The 20,904-nt window shown below is 69.1% G+C and carries 16 protein-coding genes and 5 tRNA genes; 13 read left to right on the top strand and 8 right to left on the bottom strand.

The window, feature by feature from the left end; translation table 11 throughout:
- The first annotated feature begins 18 nt into the window (after positions 1-18).
- From OG609_RS19525 to purM, 3 genes are all read left to right on the top strand, one after another.
- On the top strand, positions 19-996 hold the full coding sequence (locus tag OG609_RS19525; protein ID WP_442817980.1) for an META domain-containing protein: 978 nt from the start codon (positions 19-21) through the stop codon (positions 994-996).
- 313 nt (positions 997-1,309) lie between these two features.
- Positions 1,310-2,836, top strand: coding sequence for an amidophosphoribosyltransferase (gene purF, locus OG609_RS19515; protein ID WP_114245671.1), 1,527 nt, complete (start codon positions 1,310-1,312; stop codon positions 2,834-2,836).
- Positions 2,837-2,896: 60 nt separating this feature from the next.
- Positions 2,897-3,970, top strand: a complete 1,074-nt coding sequence (purM, locus tag OG609_RS19510) for a phosphoribosylformylglycinamidine cyclo-ligase (protein ID WP_327273993.1) — start codon at positions 2,897-2,899, stop codon at positions 3,968-3,970.
- Between the two features lie 172 nt (positions 3,971-4,142).
- Here purM and OG609_RS19505 read toward each other — a convergent pair whose 3' ends face one another.
- Together OG609_RS19505 and OG609_RS19500 are read right to left on the bottom strand one after the other, a co-directional pair.
- Positions 4,143-4,400, bottom strand: a complete 258-nt coding sequence (locus OG609_RS19505) for a DUF3073 domain-containing protein (RefSeq protein ID WP_072488579.1) — start codon at positions 4,398-4,400, stop codon at positions 4,143-4,145.
- A gap of 311 nt (positions 4,401-4,711) precedes the next feature.
- Complete coding sequence (locus OG609_RS19500; protein ID WP_327273992.1) at positions 4,712-5,803, bottom strand: Leu/Phe/Val dehydrogenase; 1,092 nt, start codon at positions 5,801-5,803, stop codon at positions 4,712-4,714.
- 176 nt (positions 5,804-5,979) lie between these two features.
- Between OG609_RS19500 and OG609_RS19495 the strand changes: the two genes are divergently transcribed.
- Positions 5,980-6,825 (top strand): hypothetical protein, encoded by an 846-nt coding sequence (locus OG609_RS19495; protein WP_327273991.1) that lies wholly within the window; start codon positions 5,980-5,982, stop codon positions 6,823-6,825.
- Between the two features lie 523 nt (positions 6,826-7,348).
- Positions 7,349-7,555: a developmental transcriptional regulator BldC gene (gene bldC, locus OG609_RS19490; RefSeq protein WP_003949541.1), complete on the top strand. Its 207-nt coding sequence runs from the start codon at positions 7,349-7,351 to the stop codon at positions 7,553-7,555.
- Positions 7,556-8,001: 446 nt separating this feature from the next.
- Here the strand turns inward: bldC and OG609_RS19485 are convergent, their stop codons facing one another.
- From OG609_RS19485 to hrpA, 3 genes are all read right to left on the bottom strand, one after another.
- Entirely contained in the window at positions 8,002-8,313 is a 312-nt protein-coding gene (locus OG609_RS19485) for a DUF6274 family protein (protein ID WP_327273990.1), read from the bottom strand.
- A 137-nt stretch (positions 8,314-8,450) separates the two neighbouring features.
- A tRNA-Asp gene (locus OG609_RS19480) sits at positions 8,451-8,525 on the bottom strand.
- 115 nt (positions 8,526-8,640) lie between these two features.
- Positions 8,641-12,561, bottom strand: coding sequence for an ATP-dependent RNA helicase HrpA (gene hrpA / locus OG609_RS19475; protein WP_327273989.1), 3,921 nt, complete (start codon positions 12,559-12,561; stop codon positions 8,641-8,643).
- 155 nt (positions 12,562-12,716) lie between these two features.
- On the opposite strand from hrpA, the gene OG609_RS19470 reads away from it, so the two are divergent.
- The 3 genes from OG609_RS19470 to OG609_RS19460 are packed head-to-tail and all read left to right on the top strand — an operon-like array spanning position 12,717 to position 14,866.
- A complete protein-coding gene (locus OG609_RS19470) occupies positions 12,717-13,160 on the top strand; it encodes a hypothetical protein (RefSeq protein WP_327273988.1) in 444 nt (147 codons plus the stop codon).
- Between the two features lie 57 nt (positions 13,161-13,217).
- A complete protein-coding gene (locus OG609_RS19465; protein WP_327273987.1) occupies positions 13,218-14,021 on the top strand; it encodes a DsbA family protein in 804 nt (267 codons plus the stop codon).
- Positions 14,018-14,866, top strand: coding sequence for a cytochrome c biogenesis CcdA family protein (locus OG609_RS19460; RefSeq protein WP_327273986.1), 849 nt, complete (start codon positions 14,018-14,020; stop codon positions 14,864-14,866). Before OG609_RS19465 ends, OG609_RS19460 begins: the two co-directional genes overlap by 4 nt.
- Before the next feature lie 38 nt (positions 14,867-14,904).
- On the opposite strand, the gene OG609_RS19455 is transcribed toward OG609_RS19460, so the two are convergent.
- The 3 genes from OG609_RS19455 to OG609_RS19445 form a co-directional block, all read right to left on the bottom strand.
- Positions 14,905-14,981 (bottom strand) — tRNA-Phe (locus tag OG609_RS19455).
- 22 nt (positions 14,982-15,003) lie between these two features.
- Positions 15,004-15,078, bottom strand: a tRNA-Asp gene (locus OG609_RS19450).
- A gap of 38 nt (positions 15,079-15,116) precedes the next feature.
- Positions 15,117-15,189 (bottom strand) — tRNA-Glu (locus OG609_RS19445).
- Between the two features lie 340 nt (positions 15,190-15,529).
- Here OG609_RS19445 and OG609_RS19440 point away from each other — a divergent pair.
- The 5 genes from OG609_RS19440 to OG609_RS19420 all read left to right on the top strand — a co-directional run bounded on the left by OG609_RS19440 (position 15,530) and on the right by OG609_RS19420 (position 20,898).
- Complete coding sequence (locus OG609_RS19440; protein ID WP_030929660.1) at positions 15,530-15,880, top strand: metallopeptidase family protein; 351 nt, start codon at positions 15,530-15,532, stop codon at positions 15,878-15,880.
- Positions 15,881-16,039: 159 nt separating this feature from the next.
- Positions 16,040-16,609: a hypothetical protein gene (locus OG609_RS19435; RefSeq protein ID WP_327273985.1), complete on the top strand. Its 570-nt coding sequence runs from the start codon at positions 16,040-16,042 to the stop codon at positions 16,607-16,609.
- 209 nt (positions 16,610-16,818) lie between these two features.
- The gene (locus OG609_RS19430) at positions 16,819-19,029 is read left to right on the top strand and encodes a DEAD/DEAH box helicase (RefSeq protein WP_327273984.1); all 2,211 of its coding nucleotides are present in this window, start codon (positions 16,819-16,821) and stop codon (positions 19,027-19,029) included.
- 103 nt (positions 19,030-19,132) lie between these two features.
- A complete protein-coding gene (locus OG609_RS19425) occupies positions 19,133-20,734 on the top strand; it encodes an amino acid permease (protein ID WP_327273983.1) in 1,602 nt (533 codons plus the stop codon).
- A 91-nt stretch (positions 20,735-20,825) separates the two neighbouring features.
- Positions 20,826-20,898: transfer RNA gene (locus OG609_RS19420), tRNA-Lys, on the top strand.
- Positions 20,899-20,904: the final 6 nt, after the last annotated feature.

The following is a 20,904-nucleotide window of genomic DNA, read 5'->3' as shown; positions in this document are numbered from 1 at the left end:
CCGGACCGTCCCAGGGGCATGCGGAAACAAGGTACGGCCGTCGGAGGCCTGGCCCTCCTCGCCCTGGCCGCCTGCGGTACGGAGACGGGCGCCGGGGCCGGTTCGGGGTCCGGTTCCGGTGGTGACGCCGTGCGGACCGATCTGTCCGTCACCGGTGTCCGCTGGGGTGTCGAATCGGTGACGGTCGACGGGAAGCGGACCGCCGCCCCCTCCGGCGCCCATGTCGAGATCGACTCCAAGGGCCGGGCCACCGGGAACTACGGCTGCAACCACTTCACCGCCGATGTCCGCATCGACGGCGAGACGATCACGGTCGGGCCGGGCACGAGCACCTCAATGGCCTGCGAGAAGGACGTCCAGCGGTTCGAGGCGGCCATCTCCGGCGCGTTCAGCGGCGAACTCACCGCGGCCGTGGCGAAGAAGACCCTCACCCTGACCGCGGAGAACGGCGACTCCATCGTCCTTACGGCGCGACAGCCGGCCCCGCTCACCGGCACCACCTGGACGGTCACCACCCTGGTCGCCGGCACGGTCGCCTCGTCGCTGCCCGCGGGTGCGCAGGAGAAGGCGCAACTGAGCTTCGGCAAGGACGGCTCCGTACAGGGCACCCTCGGCTGCAATCGGTTCCGCGGCACTGCGGCGGTCTCCGGTTCCACCATCACGTTCGGCCGGGTCGAAGGCACCAAGATGATGTGCCCGGCCCCCCCGGATGAAGCTGGAGCGCGAACTGCTCGCGATCCTGGACGGCCGGACGACGTACCGGATCGATCACCGCACGCTGTCCCTCACCGCGGAGAACGGAAGGGGACTCGGCGCATCGGCCACCGGGACAGGGGGCTGACTCAGGAACCCGTCGGGTGCGGCAGCAGGCCGGCGTCCGGCGCTCCCAGGACGCCCGCAGCCCGGCCGGCAGCTCCGGCTCCGCGGCGGCCGGGCTTCCCGACGCCACCTTTGCCGAGGCCCCCGAGAAGCCGCATACCGGGCTCCCAGGTGTGAGGCTCGCCACGAAACGGACGTTCGGCCGGACTTCGCGCCAGAGCATCGATCGGCTCACCGAGCGCCACCATCCGGACCGGCCGACCCCGTGCCCCGAGTGGCCGGAACTAGCCGGTAACCGGCCGCTGGTCCGGGCGACCGCCGCCCTGTGGCCGGTCCGCACCACGTCCCGCACCTCACCGCGACCCGGAAATGATCACTCCGAGTGACTGCCCGAGGCGGTCCGCGAACCGCCCCTGGGAGCGCTTCCCCGGTGCTCGGGCCCGGTATCCCGAATTCGGACCAGTGGTCGATCTCGCCTACACTCGGTGGCGTGCCCCGTGGTGATGGACGACTCAACCACGACCTGCTCCCCGGAGAGAAAGGCCCCCAGGACGCTTGTGGCGTCTTCGGTGTCTGGGCTCCGGGTGAAGAGGTCGCCAAGCTCACCTATTTCGGACTGTATGCCCTGCAGCACCGTGGACAGGAGTCCGCGGGCATCGCAGTGAGCAACGGGTCCCAGATCCTGGTCTTCAAGGACATGGGACTGGTCTCGCAGGTCTTCGACGAAACGTCTCTGGGATCTCTCCAGGGCCATATCGCGGTCGGCCATGCCCGCTACTCCACCACCGGTGCCTCGGTGTGGGAGAACGCGCAGCCGACGTTCCGTGCGACCGCGCACGGCTCGATCGCCCTGGGTCACAACGGCAATCTGGTCAATACGGCCCAGCTCGCCGAGATGGTCGCCGACCTTCCCCGCAAGGACGGCCGCGCCACCCAGGTCGCCGCGACGAACGACACCGATCTGGTGACCGCGCTGCTCGCCGGCCAGACCGATGAGGACGGCAAGCCGCTCACCATCGAGGAGGCTGCCGCAAAGGTGCTCCCCGATGTGAAGGGCGCCTTCTCCCTCGTCTTCATGGACGAGCACACCCTCTACGCCGCCCGTGACCCGCAGGGCATCCGCCCGCTGGTCCTCGGTCGGCTGGAGCGTGGCTGGGTGGTGGCCTCCGAGTCCGCCGCCCTCGACATCTGCGGTGCCAGCTTCGTCCGCGAGATCGAGCCGGGCGAGCTCGTCGCCATCGACGAGAACGGCCTGCGCACCTCGCGCTTCGCGGAAGCGAAGCCCAAGGGATGTGTCTTCGAGTACGTCTATCTGGCCCGCCCCGACACCGACATCGCCGGGCGCAACGTCTACCTCTCCCGGGTGGAGATGGGCCGCAAGCTGGCCGCCGAGGCCCCCGTCGAGGCCGATCTGGTCATAGCGACACCGGAATCCGGCACCCCCGCCGCCATCGGTTACGCGGAGGCCAGCGGCATCCCGTTCGGCGCCGGCCTGGTGAAGAACGCCTACGTCGGCCGGACCTTCATCCAGCCGTCCCAGACCATTCGCCAGCTGGGTATCCGCCTCAAGCTGAACCCGCTCAAGGAAGTCATCAAGGGCAAGCGCCTCGTGGTCGTCGACGACTCGATCGTCCGCGGCAACACCCAGCGCGCACTGGTCCGGATGCTCCGCGAGGCCGGCGCCGCCGAGATCCACATCCGGATCTCGTCCCCGCCGGTGAAGTGGCCCTGCTTCTTCGGCATCGACTTCGCGACCCGCGCCGAGCTGATCGCCAACGGCATGACGGTCGACGAGATCTGTACGTCGATGGGTGCCGACTCGCTCGCGTACATCTCGCTCGACGCGATGGTCGAGGCGACGACGATCGCCAAGCCGAACCTGTGCCGCGCCTGCTTCGACGGTGAGTACCCGATGGAGCTGCCGGACCCGGAGCTGCTCGGCAAGCAGCTGCTGGAGACCGAGCTGGCGGCAGGCCCTGCGGCAACCGCCGCGTCCGACGCACTGCGTCGTCCGTGACGGTCCAGCCGTACACCCCTGGCCACCAGCCCCGTATTTCCACACGAAAGATCCCAGGCAATGTCTGAGACAACAGGTGCTTCCTACGCGGCAGCGGGCGTCGACATCGAGGCCGGCGACCGTGCCGTCGAGCTGATGAAGGAGTGGGTGAAGAAGACGCAGCGCCCCGAGGTCGCGGGCCTCGGCGGCCTCGGCGGTTTCGCCGGACTCTTCGACGCCTCGGCCCTCAAGCGTTACGAGCGTCCGCTGCTCGCCTCCGCCACCGACGGTGTCGGCACGAAGGTCGACCTCGCCCGCAAGATGGGTGTGTACGACACCATCGGCCACGACCTCGTCGGCATGGTCGTCGACGACCTGGTCGTCTGCGGTGCCGAGCCGCTCTTCATGACCGACTACATCTGCGTCGGCAAGGTGCACCCCGAGCGTGTCGCGTCCATCGTGAAGGGCATCGCCGAAGGCTGTGTCCTCGCCGGCTGCGCCCTGGTCGGCGGCGAGACCGCCGAGCACCCGGGTCTCCTCGGTCCGGACGACTTCGATGTTGCGGGCGCCGGTACGGGCGTGGTCGAGGCCGACCATCTCCTCGGCCCGGAACGTATCCGTAAGGGTGACGTCGTGATCGCCATGGCGTCGTCCGGTCTTCACTCCAACGGGTACTCGCTCGTCCGTCACGTGGTCTTCGACCGGGCCGGCTGGGCGCTGGACCGCGAGGTCGAGGAGTTCGGTCGGACGCTCGGCGAGGAGCTCCTGGAGCCCACCAAGATCTACTCGCTGGACTGCCTGGCCCTCACCCGCACGACCGAGGTGCACGGCTTCAGCCACGTCACCGGCGGCGGCCTCGCCAACAACCTGGCCCGGGTCATCCCGGACGGACTGCACGCCAGGGTCGACCGCTCCACCTGGATGCCCGGCGCGGTCTTCGACCTGGTCGGCAAGGCGGGGCAGGTCGAGCAGCTGGAGCTGGAGAAGACGCTGAACATGGGCGTCGGCATGATCGCGATCGTCCCGGAGCAGTCCGTGGACGTCGCCTTGACGACGCTGGCCGACCGCGGGGTCGACTCCTGGGTCGCGGGCGAGATCACAGAGCGCGGGGCGCACACCTCGGGTGCCGAGCTGGTGGGCGACTACGCGCGATAGGCACGGGCGGTCACCGGGGTCACCCGGTGACCGCTTCGTCCTCGGTCGCCGGGTTTCCAACACATCCGGCGATCGAGGACACCGAAGCCCGTCTGAGTAGCCGGACCGTATCGGGGCAGCACAGAACCCGGTCCGGGACAGGCCCGGACCGGGTTGATGTGTCAGCGCGAGGTCAAGCGCCGCGGCGCTGTGACGACGGACCGGACTTATCGTCCTCGTCCTCGTCCTCGTCGTCGTTGTACAGATCCGCGTACTGTGCGTACGGGTCATCTTCCTCGTCGTCGTCCTCGAACGGCTCTGCGTTCGGTGGTTGACTCGAAGGCGATGCGCCCAGCTCATTGGCCAGACGCGACAGGTCAGTCCCGCCGCTGCTGTACTTCAGCTGGCGGGCGACCTTTGTCTGCTTGGCCTTTGCCCGGCCGCGCCCCATGGCTCGACCCCCTCGGTGACGGGGCTCGACGGCCCCAGAGTCTTGACACGCGTTCATGTTTCAGGACGGACTCTCGGTAGAGAGACCGTGCCCGTAGGGCTTTAACGGTACCTGCTTCCGCGGCCATACGGTACGTCGCCCGCATCACGTGCCCCGGAAGAGGACCGGCGAGAAGCCCCGTCCTCGCTGGTCAACTGCGATTTTAACCTCTTCTTGGCATGCGACCCGCCGACCGGCGTGAGTCTTGTCTCGCCGGTCGGCGCGTCCGCAGGCAGGAAGGGGCGAAAACGCCTGGTGATGCCCCGCGACCGTCAGTTACGACGCGCTTCGGCCATCCGCTGTTCGGCGATCCGGTCGGCCGCGGCAGCCGGCGGAATGCCGTCATCCTTCGCACGTGCGAATATGGCGAGCGTGGTGTCGAAGATCTTCGACGCCTTGGCCTTGCACCGGTCGAAGTCGAACCCGTGCAGCTCGTCGGCGACCTGGATGACACCGCCCGCGTTCACCACATAGTCGGGTGCGTACAGGATCGACCGGTCCGCGAGGTCCTTCTCGACGCCGGGGTGCGCGAGCTGGTTGTTGGCCGCGCCGCACACGACCTTGGCGGTGAGTACCGGAACGGTTTCGTCGTTCAGTGCGCCGCCGAGCGCGCACGGGGCGTAGATGTCGAGGCCCTCGGTACGGATCAGCGACGCGGTGTCCGCGGCGACGGCGACCTCGGGGTGCTCATCGGTGATGCGGCGGACGGACTCCTCCCGCACATCCGTGATCACGACCTCCGCGCCGTCCGACAGCAGATGCTCGACCAGGTGGTGACCGACCTTGCCGACCCCGGCGACCCCCACTTTTCGGCCACGCAGCGTCGGGTCGCCCCAGAGGTGCTGGGCGGAGGCCCGCATGCCCTGGAAAACACCGAAAGCGGTGAGGACCGAGGAGTCGCCGGCGCCACCGCTCGAAGGCGAGCGGCCGGTGGTCCATCGGCATTCGCGGGCGACGACGTCCATGTCGGCGACGTATGTGCCGACGTCGCAGGCCGTCACGTAACGGCCACCGAGCGAGGCCACGAACCGGCCGTACGCCAGCAGCAGTTCCTCGCTCTTGATCTTCTCCGGGTCACCGATGATGACGGCCTTGCCGCCGCCGTGGTCGAGACCGGCCATGGCGTTCTTGTACGACATACCGCGCGACAGGTTCAGCGCGTCCGCGACAGCCTCCTCCACGGAGGCGTACGGATAGAAGCGGGTGCCGCCGAGGGCCGGGCCCAGAGCGGTGGAGTGGATGGCGATGACGGCCTTGAGGCCGCTGGCACGGTCCTGGCAGAGCACGACTTGCTCGTGGCCCCCCTGATCCGAGTGGAACAGGGTGTGCAGTACATCGCCAGGCGCGCCGGTCACATCGGTCACTGTGGTGACTCCCAAGTACGAAGCGGCGGAGGACCCTCCTGAAGGTGGGGAGGGCCGCGGACCGGCCGGCACGGCCGGTCCGACTGGGCAAGAGCGTAAGTCCTACGCGGACGTAGATCTGTTCCAGTGCCAAGGATCACCCCCCGGCGGAGTACGGGCATGACACGATTTGCTGCATGTCGGTGGTGTCTTCAGTGCTCGTCCCTTACGCGTCCTACCTTCGGGTGTACGAGCCGCTGGCCGCCTTCCCGGAGCCCGAACGCGGTCACTGGGCCCGTTACGCGGGGCGCTCCCGTATCCCCACGGCCCAGGACGAACTACGCCGTTCGCTCGCCGACTTGGTGGCCACACCGCCGGTCGGCGTGCCGGTGCACGAGAGCGGGGACGCGTTCGTCGCCGAGATGGACGGCGTGGTGTGCGTCTGCCCGTGGCGGACCAGGCTGCGCGGCTGGCTGGCGCTGGACGAGCTGATGGAGATGTTCCCCGGGCCGGTTCTCGACGCGGTGCTGCCGCCGGTGGTGCGCGGGCAGGCCGTCGCGGACCACGAGCGGTGGGCGGAGCGCAATCCGGACGCCAGGCCCTGGATCCTCACCTCGGTGTGGCAGGTCCCGGTGCGCTGGTTCGTGCTCTTCTCCGACGAGGAGCGGGAGTACGCGGAGGCGGGCGAGGGCGGTGAGCCGCCCGTGCTGCGCTACCGGACGCCGATGGTCCAGGCCCGGCGCCGGCTGGCCCGGGCGCTGAAGACGCTGCGGGAGGCCGTGGACGAAGGGCCTCTGACCGAGGGGCTCGTGGACGTGGGGCGCTGGCTGGAGGAGTTCCATCCGCGCGCACTGGTCGAACTGGACTACGCAGGTCTGGTGCACGCACTGCCGGCGACGCAGCTCGCCGGGGACCGCTCGGCCGCCGATGTGGCCGAGGGCATCGCGGCTCTGCAGGCCGGCGACGCCGAAGGGGCGAGTGAGGCGTACGGGCGGCTGGCGGAGCGCTGGCGGGCGGTAAGGCATCGTCAATTCGCGAACTGACAGGGTCTCATGCGCGTCTGAACCTGTGGCCCGTGTGACACGTGAGGATGAAGAGGCGGAAGCGTACCTCCGTGGTCCTAGGACTTACGTCCCGAACCGGGCCTTTGCCTCAAGCGTGATGGATAGCACTAACTGGGCCCTTGCGTCCTTCCCTACCCCTCGTGCCAAAATAGGACAAGGAGTCCGGGGAGGGCTCCTTCCGTCCAATTGGGGGCGGATTGCTCAGCATTGCACGCTATGGGGGGTCTGATGGCTCCTGATCGCTCTGTGACTGATTGTCACAGTGGTGTGACTGTCCGCTATGGCATGGTCCATCGGCTTCCGTCGCTGATGAACACCTGGGAGGGCAATTCCATCGGTTTGGCCGACGCGGCTGGACGGATGGTGTAGTTGTAGTGCCGAGGACAAGCCGTTCGTCCTATAACCGACTCGGCCCGCGTCCGCCATTTCGGGCAACGCGGGTCAAGGTGCAGAATTTAGAGGAAAGAACCGAGATGGTTCGGTTCTCCCGAGGAGGCCGCTCATGACCGCTCGCACCCCTGATGCCGAGCCGCTGCTGACCCCGGCTGAGGTTGCCACGATGTTCCGCGTGGACCCGAAGACGGTTACCCGCTGGGCCAAGGCGGGCAAGCTCACGTCCATCCGCACGCTCGGTGGACATCGCCGGTACCGCGAGGCAGAGGTCCGCGCACTGCTTGCGGGTATTCCGCAGCAGCGCAGCGAGGCCTGACACACCCCCTGTCGCCGCGCCACAACTGGGCTTCCGGGTCCCCCAACCCGTACAGGTCCACCCATAGCTCCAAATGACGGGCGCCCGCCCCAACGGGCGCCATACCTGTGCAATACGGGTGCGTCGTTCGATCGCGCTGGACTCCGCCGGGTCCAGCGCGATCTTTTTGTGCTCCAGCAGGCCGGCGGCCTTCCCCGTCCGGTCCGTCCCGGGCGGTTCGGGCGTCGCTGGAAACCGGGCGTCCGGTTGGCTCCGGCCGGGGTGCCGTGCGGGCTTGCGCGGGTCTGTGCGGGACTGTTCCCGACCGCCGCGGGGCAGCTGGGCCGGGGCGGTTCGGAAGGTCCTGCGGCGCTCCCGTCCGAGTGGTGCAATTGCACATATTAAATTCGCCAGTTGTAGGAAGGGTGTAAGGTCACCCCTTCTCAAAACTCATTCGGTGACTCCCGTCACACTGCATGAGCCTTGCCAAGTACGAGCCTGCCACCTTCAGGAAGCGGAATGCCGCGCCATTGGTCACCCGGGCGAGGGACTTTCGTCCTGGATCTCGTGGCCTTCCAGGGCGCCGTCCTGGCGCCCCGCGCACAGGAACCCGCGGCCTCGGGCGGGGGGGCGGTCCGGGAGGCCGTCACGGGCTCCATGGCGAGCCGTAGGAGCCGATGGCGGATCGGGTAGTGGCGAGTGAGGTGGCGGTAGCCGGAAGCGGCGGCCAGGTGGGCGCGCAGGAGTGCGCGGGTCTCGTGCCCAGCGGGCGCCGCCATACGTGCCACCTCCCGGTGGACTGCCGCCCCGCACCGGGGAACAGGGGCAGCCCCTGCTGTCTGAGTACTCGTCGGCAGTTGCCGGAGTCAAGACGCGCGAAAGCCCGGATCCAGAAGGATCCGGGCTTTCGTTACTGCGGTCCTGACGGGATTTGAACCCGCGGCCTCCACCTTGACAGGGTGGCGAGCACTCCAAACTGCTCCACAGGACCAGGTTTTCGCTGCTGCCTTGCGGCTGGCTGCGAAGACAGACTGTACAGCAGGTCAGAGGGTCTGGTCGACCTCACCGAAAGTGGTGGTTCCGTTACGGCTCCGACCGGGGTTGTCTCACGGGGCCGCCGCGTCGATCGCCTTCACGATCCGCTTGTCGGAGACGGGGTAGGCCGTCCCCAGGGCGTGCGCGAAATAGCTGACCCGGAGCTCCTCGATCATCCAGCGGATGTCCAGGACCTCCTGCGGAACGGGCCTGCCCCGCGGCATCTGTTCGAGCAGCCAGGCGTACTCGTCCTGCATCTCGTGGACCTTCTCCATACGCGTGGTGTCGCGCTGGACGGCCGTCGGCATCTGCTGGAGCCGGCGGTCCACGGCGACCAGATAGCGCATCAGGTCGGGCAGTCGGCGCAGCCCGGTCGCGGTGACGAACCCCGGCGGCACGAGGGCCGCGAGCTGCTCCCGTGCATCGGTGACGTTGTTGACCAGGACGAGGCTGTTGGTGGCCTTCAGACGCCGCTCGCAGGCCTGCCAGGCGGCCAGTACCTGCTGTACCTGCTTGACCGTGTGCTCGGTCAGCGCCACGAGGTCGGCGCGCACCTTGTCGTACAGCTTGCGGAACGACTCCTCGTCCCAGGCCGGGCCGCCGTGCGCGCCGATCAGCCGGTCGGCGGCCGCAGTCGCGCAGTCCTCGAAGAGCGCCTGGATGGAGCCGTGCGGATTGCGGGACAGGGCCAGTTTCTGCTGGTTCGTCAGCTTGTCCGAGGCGAATTTCGCCGGGTTCACCGGGATGTTCAGCAGGATCAGCTTCCGGGTGCCGCGCCACATCGCCTGCTGCTGCTCGGCCTCGGTGTCGAAGAGCCGTACGGCCACTGTCTCGCCCTGATCGACGAGGGCCGGGTACGCCTTGACCGGCTGGCCGGCCCGGCGGGTCTCGAAGACGCGGTTCAGGGTGCCGATCGTCCAGTCCGTGAGGCCCGAACGCTCGATGGACTCGCCCGAGGGCCCCGCAGTGGCCGCGGCGGCCTTGGAGAGGGCCTGACGGGCCTTGGGGCGCAGTTGGAGCTTCAGCGCCTCCAGGTCCTTGTCCTCGGCCACCTTGCGGCGCCGCTCGTCGACGATCCGGAAAGTGATCTTCAGGTGGTCCGGGATGCGGGTCAGGTCGAAGTCGTCGGCGCCGACCGGGACGCCGACCATGCGCTGGAGCTCCCGGGCCAGCGTGACCGGCAGTGGCTCCTGGAGGGGGACCGCTCGGTCCAGGAACTTGCCCGCGTAGTTCGGCGCGGGGACGTAGTGCCGGCGGATCGGCTTGGGCAGCGAGCGGATCAGCTCGGTGACCACTTCCTCGCGCAGGCCCGGGATCTGCCAGTCGAAGCCCTCGGCGGTGACCTGGTTGAGCACCTGGAGCGGGACGTGGACGGTCACACCGTCCGCGTCCGCACCGGGCTCGAACTGGTACGTCACCTTGAACTTGAGCTTCCCCTGCCGCCAGGAGTCGGGGTAGTCGTCCTTGGTGACGGCCCCGGCCTTCTCGTTGATGAGCATCGAGCGCTCGAAGTCCAGCGCGTCCGGCTCGTCGCGGCGCTTGTGCTTCCACCAGGAGTCGAAGTGTGCCCCGGAGACCACATGATCGGGGATGCGCCGGTCGTAGAAGTCGAAGAGCGTCTCGTCGTCCACGAGGATGTCGCGGCGCCGCGCGCGGTGCTCAAGCTCCTCGACCTCGCCGAGGAGCTTTCGGTTGTCGTGGAAGAACTGATGGTGCGTCCGCCAGTCGCCCTCGACCAGGGCGTTGCGGATGAACAGGTCGCGGGAGGTCTCGGCGTCGATACGGCCGAAATTGATCTTGCGCTGGGCGACGATCGGTACTCCGTACAGCGTGACCCGCTCGTACGCCATCACCGCCGCCTGGTCCTTCTCCCAGTGCGGTTCGCTGTAGGTCCGCTTCAGCAGGTGCTGGGCCAGCGGCTCGATCCACTCCGGCTCGACCTTGGCGTTGACCCGCGCCCACAGCCGGGACGTCTCGACCAGCTCGGCCGACATCACGAACCGCGGCTGCTTCTTGAAGAGCGCAGATCCGGGGAAGATCGCGAACTTGGCGCTGCGGGCCCCCAGGTACTCGTTCTTCTCGGTGTCCTTCAGCCCGATGTGCGAGAGCAGCCCGGCCAACAGTGAGGTGTGCACCGCCTGCTCCGGCGCGTCCTCCTCGTTCAGATGGATGTCCATCTGCTTGGCCACCGTACGCAGCTGCGCGTAGATGTCCTGCCATTCGCGGATGCGCAGGAAGTTCAGATACTCCTGCTTGCACATCCGGCGGAAGCTGGACGAGCCGCGCTCCTTCTGCTGCTCGCGGATGTACCGCCACAGATTCAGGAACGCCAAGAAGTCGGAGGTCTCGTCCTTGAAGCGGGCGTGCTGCTGATCGGCCTGTGTCTGCTTGTCCGAGGGCCGCTCGCGCGGGTCCTGGATGGAGAGCGCGGCGGCGATCACCATGACCTCGCGGGCACAGCCGTTGCGCTCGGCCTCGATGACCATGCGGGCCAGGCGCGGGTCGACGGGCAGCTGCGAGAGCTTCCGGCCGAGCTGGGTGAGCCGCTTCTTCGGATCCTTTTCGTCCGGGTCGAGCGCACCGAGTTCCTGGAGGAGCTGGATGCCGTCGCGGATGTTGCGGTGGTCCGGCGGGTCGATGAAGGGGAACTTCTCGATGTCGCCGAGGCCGGCCGCGGTCATCTGGAGAATGACGGAGGCCAGGTTCGTACGCAGGATCTCGGGGTCGGTGAACTCCGGACGGGTCAGGAAGTCGTCCTCGGAGTACAGCCGGATGCAGATGCCGTCCGACGTACGCCCGCAGCGGCCCTTGCGCTGGTTGGCGCTGGCCTGCGAGATCCGTTCGATCGGCAGCCGCTGGACCTTGGTGCGGTGGCTGTAGCGGGAGATCCGGGCGTTGCCCGGGTCGATCACGTATTTGATGCCGGGGACGGTCAGCGAGGTCTCGGCGACGTTGGTCGCCAGGACGATCCTCCGGCCGGTGTGGCGCTGGAAGACGCGGTGCTGCTCGGCGTGCGAGAGGCGGGCGTAGAGGGGGAGCACCTCGGTGTGGCGGAGGTTCTTCTTGTTCAGCGCGTCCGCGGTGTCGCGGATCTCGCGCTCGCCGGAGAGGAAGACCAGGACATCGCCGGGGCCCTCCGACTGGAGCTCGTCGACGGCGTCGCAGATCGCGGTGATCTGGTCACGGTCGGAGTCGTCGCCCTCTTCTTCGAGGAGCGGGCGGTAGCGCACCTCGACCGGGTACGTACGTCCGCTGACCTCGACGATCGGCGCCTCGCCGAAGTGGCGCGCGAACCGCTCGGGGTCGATCGTCGCCGAGGTGATGACGACCTTCAGATCCGGGCGCTTGGGCAGCAGCCTGGCCAGATAGCCGAGCAGGAAGTCGATGTTCAGCGACCGCTCGTGGGCCTCGTCGATGATGATCGTGTCGTACGCGCGCAGCTCGCGGTCCGTCTGGATCTCGGCGAGCAGGATGCCGTCCGTCATCAGCTTGACGAACGTCGCGTCGGGGTTCACCTGGTCGGTGAAGCGGACCTTCCAGCCGACCGCCTCGCCCAGCGGGGTCTTCAGCTCGTCGGCGACACGCTCGGCGACCGTACGGGCCGCGATCCGGCGCGGCTGGGTGTGCCCGATCATGCCCCGGACACCGCGCCCCAGCTCCATACAGATCTTCGGGATCTGCGTGGTCTTGCCGGAGCCGGTCTCCCCGGCGACGATCACGACCTGGTGGTCGCGTATCGCCTCCAGGATCTCGTCCTTCTTCTGGCTGACCGGGAGCTGTTGCGGGTACGACAGGGCGGGCATCCGCGTGGCACGCAGCGCGAGCCGCTCGGCTGCCTTTCCGGCCTCGGTGGCGATCTCGTCCAGCACGGTCTGCCGGGCCTCGGGCTTACGGATGCGGCGCGCCCCTTCGAGACGGCGGCCGAGCCGGTGTGCATCGCGGAGCGAGAGCTGTCCGAGCTGGGACTGGAGATCAGCGAAGGAAGTAGACATACGGAGCCCAGGATCTCACCCGTGCCCGAAGAACGGCGAACATATTTCGTGCGGTCCGGGTCACCACGTCGGCACTGCGTGGAGGCGCGGGATCACAGCACGTACCATTTCCGGCAGCTGACCACCCGTTGCCCCGTCCGGAAAGGCCGGTCGCCGTGTCCCGTACGCAGTGGTGCTGCCTGGTGGCGGTGCTCGCGGTCGCACTGGGGCTGTTGTGCGGTCCGGCGACGGCTGTCGCGGGTGATGCGGGTGATGCGGGACGTACGGCGGTCGCGGCTGCTGAGGCCGGCGCCGAAAGGGCGGCCGCCTCGGCCGACCTCGGCAGGGATGCGGCGTCCACCGGGCCCGCCCCGACCGCCGCGTCGGCCGTGGACCGGCACGGGGCCCCGGGGTGCGGCAAGAGCCGGAAGCACGAGGACGGCGAGCCCGCTCTGCCGGGCCGGGCCCGCACGGCGTACGACCAGGCGCCCGGCCTCGCCGGGTGGGGCCTGCCCGCCGCCACCGGACAGGGACCCGTCCGCCCGCCCGTACGGATAAAGCTGCGCGGCCCCGCGGCTGCCGCGCCCACTCCGGTCGAGCTCTCCGTACTGAGGGTGTAGACGGCCGCTCTGCGACCGGCCGTCCCTTCCTCCCGTATCACCAGCACGGAGTCCCGCATGCCCAAGTCCACGTCCTCACGTACGCCGTCGTCCAGGAAGCCGCTGATCTACGGCGCCGGAGTCGTAGTCGCCGCAGCCCTGCTCGGCTTCGTCTCCTACCGGGCCACCGCCCCCGACCACTCGGCTTCTTCCTCTTCCTCCTCCTCGTCGGCCGCCGATGTCACTGCGGACCCGGACGCCGGCGTCTATCCGGAGCTGGCGAAGCTCGCCCGGCGCGACGCCGGTGACAAGCTCGCGCAGGGCAGGGTGGACGCGCCCGTCGTCCTCATCGAGTACGCCGACTTCAAGTGCGGCTACTGCGGCAAATTCGCCCGTGACACCGAACCGGCCCTGGTGAAGAAGTACGTCGAAAACGGCACCCTGCGCATCGAGTGGCGCAACTTCCCGATCTTCGGCGCCGAGTCCGAGGCAGCCGCCCGCGCCGCCTGGGCTGCCGGGCAGCAGGGCCGCTTCTGGCAGTTCCACCGTGCCGCGTACGCCGAGGGGGTCAAGGAACAGGGGTTCGGCAAGGACCGGCTGAAGGCCCTCGCCCAGCAGGCCGGGGTCGCGGACCTCGACCGGTTCGCGCGTGACGCCGACAGCTCCGCCGCCTCTGCCGCAGTGGGCAAGGACCAGGAACAGGGGTACGGGATCGGTGCGACCTCCACCCCGTCGTTCCTGATCAACGGCCGCCCGATTGCCGGAGCCCAGTCGGTGGAGACCTTCACCCGGGCCATCGAGGCGGCGGCCGAGAAGGCCCGCGACACCGAGGACGCCAAGGGCGGCGAGGATGCCGAAGGCGCCGGGGGCAGCGCGAAATGACGGCTGACATCGGCTACTTCGCGGCCTTCCTCGGTGGGCTGCTCGCTCTGGTCAGCCCGTGCAGCGCGCTGCTGCTGCCCGCCTTCTTCGCGTACTCCATCGACTCCACCTCGCGGCTCCTGGCCCGCACCGGCATCTTCTACGCCGGTCTGGCCACCACCCTCGTCCCGCTCGGCGCCGCGGGCTCGTACGCCGGACGGCTCTTCTACAGCCACCGCGACGCGCTCGTCCTCGGCGCCGGGTGGCTGATCATCGCGCTCGGCATCGCGCAGATCGTGGGTCTGGGCTTCGCCTCGCGCCGGATCGCCGCACTCAGCGGCCGGATCCGCCCGACCACCGCCGTATCCGTCTATGCGCTGGGCGCCGTATACGGACTGGCCGGTTTCTGCGCGGGCCCGATCCTCGGCAGCGTCCTCACCGTGGCGGCGGTCAGCGGCAGCCCGGTCTACGGCGGACTGCTGCTCGCCGTCTACGCCCTCGGCATGGCGGTCCCGCTCTTTCTGCTCGCGCTGCTCTGGGAACGCTTCGACCTGGGCCGACGGGCCTGGCTGCGCGGTCGTACCTTCCGGCTCGGCCGCTTCGAGCTGCACACCACGACCCTGCTGTCGGGGCTTTTCTTCGTCGGTCTCGGCGCGCTGTTCCTCGCGTACGACGGGACGACGGCGCTGCCCGGACTGCTGGACGTGGACGAGTCGTTCGCCGTCGAGCAGTGGGCCCAGCGCATCGGAGAGCATGTGCCGGACGCGATGGCGCTGGTGGCCGCGGTCGCGGTGGTGCTGCTGGTTCTGGCGGTACGGGCGTGGCGTGGCCGGGGCGTGAACTCGGGGGACCGGGAAGAGGTCTGAAACGGCGAAGGCCCCGTCCATCGGACGGGGCCTTCGGGTGGTGGCTGGGGCCGGGATCGAACCGGCGACCTATCGCTTTTCAGGCGATCGCTCGTACCAACTGAGCTACCCAGCCACGCAGCTCATAAGGGCTGCAGCGGTCCTGACGGGATTTGAACCCGCGGCCTCCACCTTGACAGGGTGGCGAGCACTCCAAACTGCTCCACAGGACCAAGCTTTTGTGCGACTAAGTGTCGCACAAGGTGGTGCGTGCCCCCAACGGGATTCGAACCCGTGCTACCGCCTTGAAAGGGCGGCGTCCTGGGCCACTAGACGATGAGGGCAGAACTGCTGGTGCTGCTGCTTCTGCGTCTGTCGCCCGAGGGGACCTGAGAAGCATGTGACTTCGCTTTCCCCCGAGAGGTTCCGCTTCTCCTTCAACCTCTGGGGTCTCAGAACGGTCAAGCCCTGACCGGCGCCCTTGGGCACGTCGGAGACTGTACTACGGCGTTTCGGCGTCAGCCAAACCGAATAGGCGAAGGGGTCGCTCCGGTCGGGTTCTCCTCCGGCAGATGGCGGCTGACCTCGCCCGTCGTCGGGCCAGGACCGCCCGGGGCGATCTCGGTCCGGGCTGGGGGCGGTGGCGACCAGGCTCGGCGCGTGGCCGTACGGGACAATGGCGGGGTGCTGGAGATGACGCGCGAAGAGTTCGAAGAACTGGTCGCCGAGGCGCTGGACCGGATCCCGCCGGAGCTGACGCGGCTGATGGACAACGTCGCGGTGTTTGTCGAGGACGAACCCGACCCGGGCGATCCGGAGCTGCTCGGGCTCTACGAGGGGACGCCGCTGACCGATCGCGGCGAGTGGTACGCGGGGGTGCTGCCGGACCGGATCACCATCTACCGCGGGCCGACGCTGCGGATGTGCGAGTCGCGCGAGGACGTCGTCGCCGAGACCGAGATCACGGTCGTCCATGAGATCGCCCACCACTTCGGCATCGATGACGAGAGGCTGCACGCGCTCGGCTACGGATGAGCGTGCGAGCGCCGTGCGGGTGGCGCGCAGGAGGCGTGCGGGAGGTGTGCGGGCCGGGCGCGGGGCGTGTCCCCGGCGGGGCAAAGGGAGTTGGGCACGGCGCCCCCCGCTTCTTCCCGTACCGCTCCGCCCCCTCTTCGTATCCCGGAGGTGCCTCCCGTGCGCCAGTTGCCCGCCCCCGTCCGATGGGCGGCCGTCATCGCAGTGACGGTCGCCGCGTCCACAGGCTGTATGAGCGTCGGCGACGACGGTGGGAAACCGGCGCCGTCGCCGACGTCCGAGCCGAAGGGGAGTACGGGGGGACCGGACGGCGGCACCGTGGCGGGCACCGGCGGCTCCCGCCACGGTGGTGGCGGTGCCGAGGCGCATTCCGAACGGGAGGCGGCCGAATCGGGGGAGCCGAGCGGCTCCGCCGGCCCTTCGGGCACGCCCGGCGGCGTACGCCCCGGCGCGAAGCCGGGTGATCCGGGGCCGGCGGGGGGTGGTGGGCTGCCGGTGCCCTCGGTCTCGCAGCCGGGGCCCGGAGTGCCGCATCAGCCCGAATCCCCGCCGCCGTCCGAGCCGGCCACCCCCGAGCCGCCCGCCTCCCCGGAGCCGGAGCCCTCGGAGCCGTCGCCGCAGCCGTCCGCCTCGTCGGCGGCTCAGCTCCGCAAGCACGCGATGCGTGTGCTGGAGGAGCCGTCGGTGATGCGGACGCCGGATGTCTCGCCGCAGGTGGGGCCGGTGTAGCAGGGGGTCGAGGGAGGGCGGTTTGCGCAATGTGGGGGGGAGTGCGTATGGTGGTAGATCGTTTGATCCCATTGCCCGGCGCCGAAACAGAAGCGCGCCGTGTGGCGCGTACTCTCCCTTGCCGTGGCTGGACCGCATTGAGGCGGTCGAAATTGCGAATCACGGAGTTACGGGCGCGTGCCGAGACTCCGGAAGGTTTCGCATTTCGCATGTCAATTTCCAGTTCTGACCACACCGTCATGCCCGAGAACATCGAGAACGACGAACTCGTCGAGGCCGCAGAGGCCGTCGTCGCCGAGTCCGCCGACTCCATCGAGGCAGACGCCACCCAGGCCGAGCAGGCCGACACCGACTCCGCCGTCGACGCGGATGACGACGCCGACGCCGAGCCGACCGTCACCTTCGGCGACCTGGGCCTGCCCGAGGGCATCGTCCGCAAGCTCGCGCAGAACGGTGTGACCGCGCCCTTCCCGATCCAGGCCGCGACCATTCCGGACGCCCTGGCCGGCAAGGACATCCTGGGCCGTGGCCGTACCGGCTCCGGCAAGACCCTCTCCTTCGGTCTGCCGACCCTGGCCACGCTGGCCGGCGGCCACACCGAGAAGAAGAAGCCCCGCGCGGTCATCCTCACCCCGACCCGTGAGCTCGCGATGCAGGTCGCGGACGCGCTTCAGCCGTACGGCGATGTGCTCGGCCTGAAGATGAAGGTCGTCTGCGGCGGTACGTCGATGGGCAACCAGATCTACGCGCTGGAGCGCGGTGTCGACATCCTCGTCGCCACTCCGGGCCGGCTGCGCGACATCATCAACCGGGGCGCCTGCTCCCTGGAGAACGTCCAGGTCGCTGTCCTCGACGAGGCCGACCAGATGTCCGACCTGGGCTTCCTGCCCGAGGTCACCGAGCTGCTCGACCAGGTTCCGGTCGGCGGTCAGCGCATGCTCTTCTCCGCCACGATGGAGAACGAGATCGGCACGCTGGTCAAGCGCTACCTGAACAACCCGGTGAGCCACGAGGTCGACAGCGCCCAGGGCAACGTCACGACCATGACGCACCACGTCCTCGTCGTGAAGCCGAAGGACAAGGCGCCGGTCACCTCCGCCATCGCCGCCCGCAAGGGCCGCACCATCATCTTCGTCCGCACCCAGCTGGGCGCCGACCGCATCGCCGAGCAGCTCGTCGAGGCGGGCGTCAAGGCGGACGCACTCCACGGCGGCATGACGCAGGGTGCCCGTACCCGCGTTCTTGAGGACTTCAAGAAGGGTTACGTCAACGCGCTGGTCGCGACCGACGTCGCGGCGCGCGGTATCCACGTCGACGGCATCGACCTGGTCCTGAACGTGGACCCGGCCGGTGACCACAAGGACTACCTGCACCGTTCGGGCCGTACCGCCCGTGCCGGCAAGTCCGGTGTCGTCGTCTCACTGGCGCTGCCGCACCAGCGCCGTCAGATCTTCCGCCTCATGGAGGACGCGGGCGTCGACGCCTCGCGCCACATCGTGCAGGGCGCGGGCGTCTTCGAGCCGGAGGTCGCAGAGATCACCGGCGCCCGTTCGCTCACCGAGGTCCAGGCCGACTCCGCGAACAACGCCGCCAAGCAGGCCGAGCGCGAGGCCGCCGACCTCACCAAGCAGCTGGAGCGCGTCCAGCGCCGTGCCGTCGAGCTGCGCGAGGAGGCCGACCGCCTGGTCGCCCGTGCCGCGCGCGAGCGGGGCGACGACCCGGAGGCGGCGGTGGCCGAGGTCGCTGCCGAGGCCGAGGCCGCGCTCGTCGCAGCCGTGTCCGTCCCCGAGCAGCCGGCCGCGCGTGACGACCGTCGCGACGACCGGGGCAGCTACGGCCGCCGTGACGACCGTGGCGGCGACCGTGGTGGATACCGCGGGAGCAACGACCGTGTCGGCGAGCGCAGTGGCCGTCCCTCCGGCGGGTCCGGCTACCGCGGAAGCAACGACCGTCCGTCCTTCCGCGGAAGCAACGACCGTCCGTCCGGTGGCTTCCGCTCCGGCGGCGGTGACCGTCGGGACGACCGTGGTGGCCGTTCGTTCGAGCGTCGTGACAACGACCGTCCGTCGTTCAACCGCGACCGTCGTGACGACCGCCCCTCCGGTGGCTTCCGCTCCGGCGGCGGTGACCGTCGGGACGACCGTGGTGGCCGTTCGTTCGAGCGTCGTGACAACGACCGTCCGTCGTTCAACCGCGACCGTCGTGACGACCGCCCCTCCGGTGGCTTCCGCTCCGGCGGCGGTGACCGTCCGTTCAACCGCGACCGTCGTGACGACCGCCCCTCCGGTGGCTTCCGCTCCGGCAGCAGCGACCGCCCGACCGGCCGTCGTGACGACCACCGCGGTGGCACCGGCACGGGTACCGGCACCGGCACCTTCGGCCGCCGCGACGACAAGCCGCGCTGGAAGCGCAACGGCTGAGTCCGGCTGACTCACTGAGCGGTCCCCGGGGCCCGTACAGCACTTCGGTGGTGTACGGGCCCCGGGGCGTTTCCGGAGAACCTGCGAGGGCATCGCTGGGGACATGACAAATGACGATGCCGCAGTCGCGGCACCTCCACCGGATGCCTCATCGGGCTCCTCACCTACGTCCGCCCCCGCTCCGTCCCCGACCACGGACGAGGAGCGGCTGGCCGAACTCGGCTACACCCAGGTGCTCGCGCGCCGGATGTCCGCCTTCTCCAACTACGCCGTCTCGTTCACGATCATCTCGGTGCTCTCCGGCTGCCTGACGCTGTATCTGTTCGGCATGAACACCGGCGGGCCCGCCGTCATCACCTGGGGCTGGGTCGGCGTCGGGCTGATGACGCTGTTCGTGGGTCTGGCAATGGCAGAGATCTGTTCGGCCTACCCGACCTCCGCGGGTCTGTACTTCTGGGCCCACCGCCTCGCCCCGCCGCGTTCGGCCGCGGCGTGGGCCTGGTTCGCCGGCTGGTTCAACGTGCTCGGCCAGGTCGCTGTCACCGCCGGCATCGACTTCGGGGCGGCGTCCTTCCTCGGGGCGTACCTGAACCTCCAGTTCGGCTTCGAGGTCACCCCCGGCCGGACGATCCTGCTCTTCGCGGCGATCCTGATCCTGCACGGCCTGCTGAACACCTTCGGCGTCGGCATCGTCGCCGTCCTCAACAACGTCAGCGTGTGGTGGCACGTGGTCGGGGTCGCCGTGATCGTCGGCGCCCTGACCTTCGTACCGGACTCGCATCAGTCGGCGTCGTTCGTCTTCACCGAGTTCGTGAACAACACCGGCTGGGGCAGCGGCTTCTACGTCGTGATGCTCGGCCTGCTGATGGCCCAGTACACCTTCACCGGCTATGACGCCTCCGCCCATATGACGGAGGAGACCCACGACGCGGCCACGGCAGGCCCGCGTGGCATCGTCCAGTCGATCTGGACCTCCTGGATCGCCGGCTTCGTTCTCCTCCTCGGCTTCACGTTCGCCATCCAGTCGTACGACGGAGCGCTGAACTCCCCGACCGGTGCCCCGCCCGCCCAGATCCTCCTGGACGCCCTCGGCGCCACCACCGGCAAGCTCCTGCTGCTGGTCGTGATCGGCGCGCAGCTCTTCTGCGGGATGGCGTCCGTGACCGCCAACAGCCGCATGATCTATGCCTTCTCCCGGGACGGGGCCCTGCCCTTCTCCCGTGTCTGGCACACGGTCAGCCCCCGCACCCGCACCCCCGTCGCCGCGGTCTGGCTCGCCGCCCTCGGCGCCCTGGCCCTGGGCCTCCCGTACCTGATCAACGTCACGGCGTACGCGGCGGTGACCTCGATCGCCGTGATCGGCCTGTACATCGCCTACGTCATCCCCACCCTGCTCCGCCTGCTCCGGGGCGACGACTTCACCCCGGGCCCCTGGCACCTGGGCCGCTGGTCCCGCCCGGTCGGCGTCGTCGCGGTGACCTGGGTCTTGATCATCACGGTGCTCTTCATGCTGCCGCAGGTCTCGCCGGTCACCTGGGAGACGTTCAACTACGCCCCCATCGCGGTCCTGGTGGTCCTCGGCTTCGCCGCAACGTGGTGGCTGGCCTCTGCCCGGCACTGGTTCCTCAACCCGAATCACAAACGCACTACCGCCCTCGACGAACCTCGCGGAAGCTCCGCCGACACCCCGGTGAAGCCCCTCTGATGCCTACTGATTCCGTCGCGACGGGGCCCGGCAACCGATACCCGATCGGCGGCCGGGCCCCGGCGGGCTATGCTCAGGGGTGATTCGCCGGGGGCCGTTAGCTCAATTGGCAGAGCAGCGGACTTTTAATCCGTTGGTTGTGGGTTCGAGTCCCACACGGCCTACCGCCA

Source organism: Streptomyces sp. NBC_01224 (assembly GCF_036002945.1).
In the GTDB taxonomy this organism is placed as follows: Bacteria; Actinomycetota; Actinomycetes; order Streptomycetales; family Streptomycetaceae; genus Streptomyces.
Note: the sequence above shows the minus strand (reverse complement) of the source record. Positions and strands in the feature narration are given on the sequence as shown.

Coding starts and splice junctions, on each gene's coding strand:
- OG609_RS19485 (WP_327273990.1), bottom strand. CDS start 8,313: ATGGCGGCGCCCGCTGGGCACGAGACCCGCGCACTCCTGCGCGCCCAC.
- hrpA (WP_327273989.1), bottom strand. CDS start 12,561: ATGTCTACTTCCTTCGCTGATCTCCAGTCCCAGCTCGGACAGCTCTCG.
- OG609_RS19460 (WP_327273986.1), top strand. CDS start 14,018: ATGACGGCTGACATCGGCTACTTCGCGGCCTTCCTCGGTGGGCTGCTC.
- purM (WP_327273993.1), top strand. CDS start 2,897: ATGTCTGAGACAACAGGTGCTTCCTACGCGGCAGCGGGCGTCGACATC.
- bldC (WP_003949541.1), top strand. CDS start 7,349: ATGACCGCTCGCACCCCTGATGCCGAGCCGCTGCTGACCCCGGCTGAG.
- OG609_RS19465 (WP_327273987.1), top strand. CDS start 13,218: ATGCCCAAGTCCACGTCCTCACGTACGCCGTCGTCCAGGAAGCCGCTG.
- OG609_RS19525 (WP_442817980.1), top strand. CDS start 19: ATGCGGAAACAAGGTACGGCCGTCGGAGGCCTGGCCCTCCTCGCCCTG.
- OG609_RS19495 (WP_327273991.1), top strand. CDS start 5,980: ATGTCGGTGGTGTCTTCAGTGCTCGTCCCTTACGCGTCCTACCTTCGG.
- OG609_RS19505 (WP_072488579.1), bottom strand. CDS start 4,400: ATGGGGCGCGGCCGGGCAAAGGCCAAGCAGACAAAGGTCGCCCGCCAG.
- OG609_RS19430 (WP_327273984.1), top strand. CDS start 16,819: ATGTCAATTTCCAGTTCTGACCACACCGTCATGCCCGAGAACATCGAG.
- OG609_RS19425 (WP_327273983.1), top strand. CDS start 19,133: ATGACAAATGACGATGCCGCAGTCGCGGCACCTCCACCGGATGCCTCA.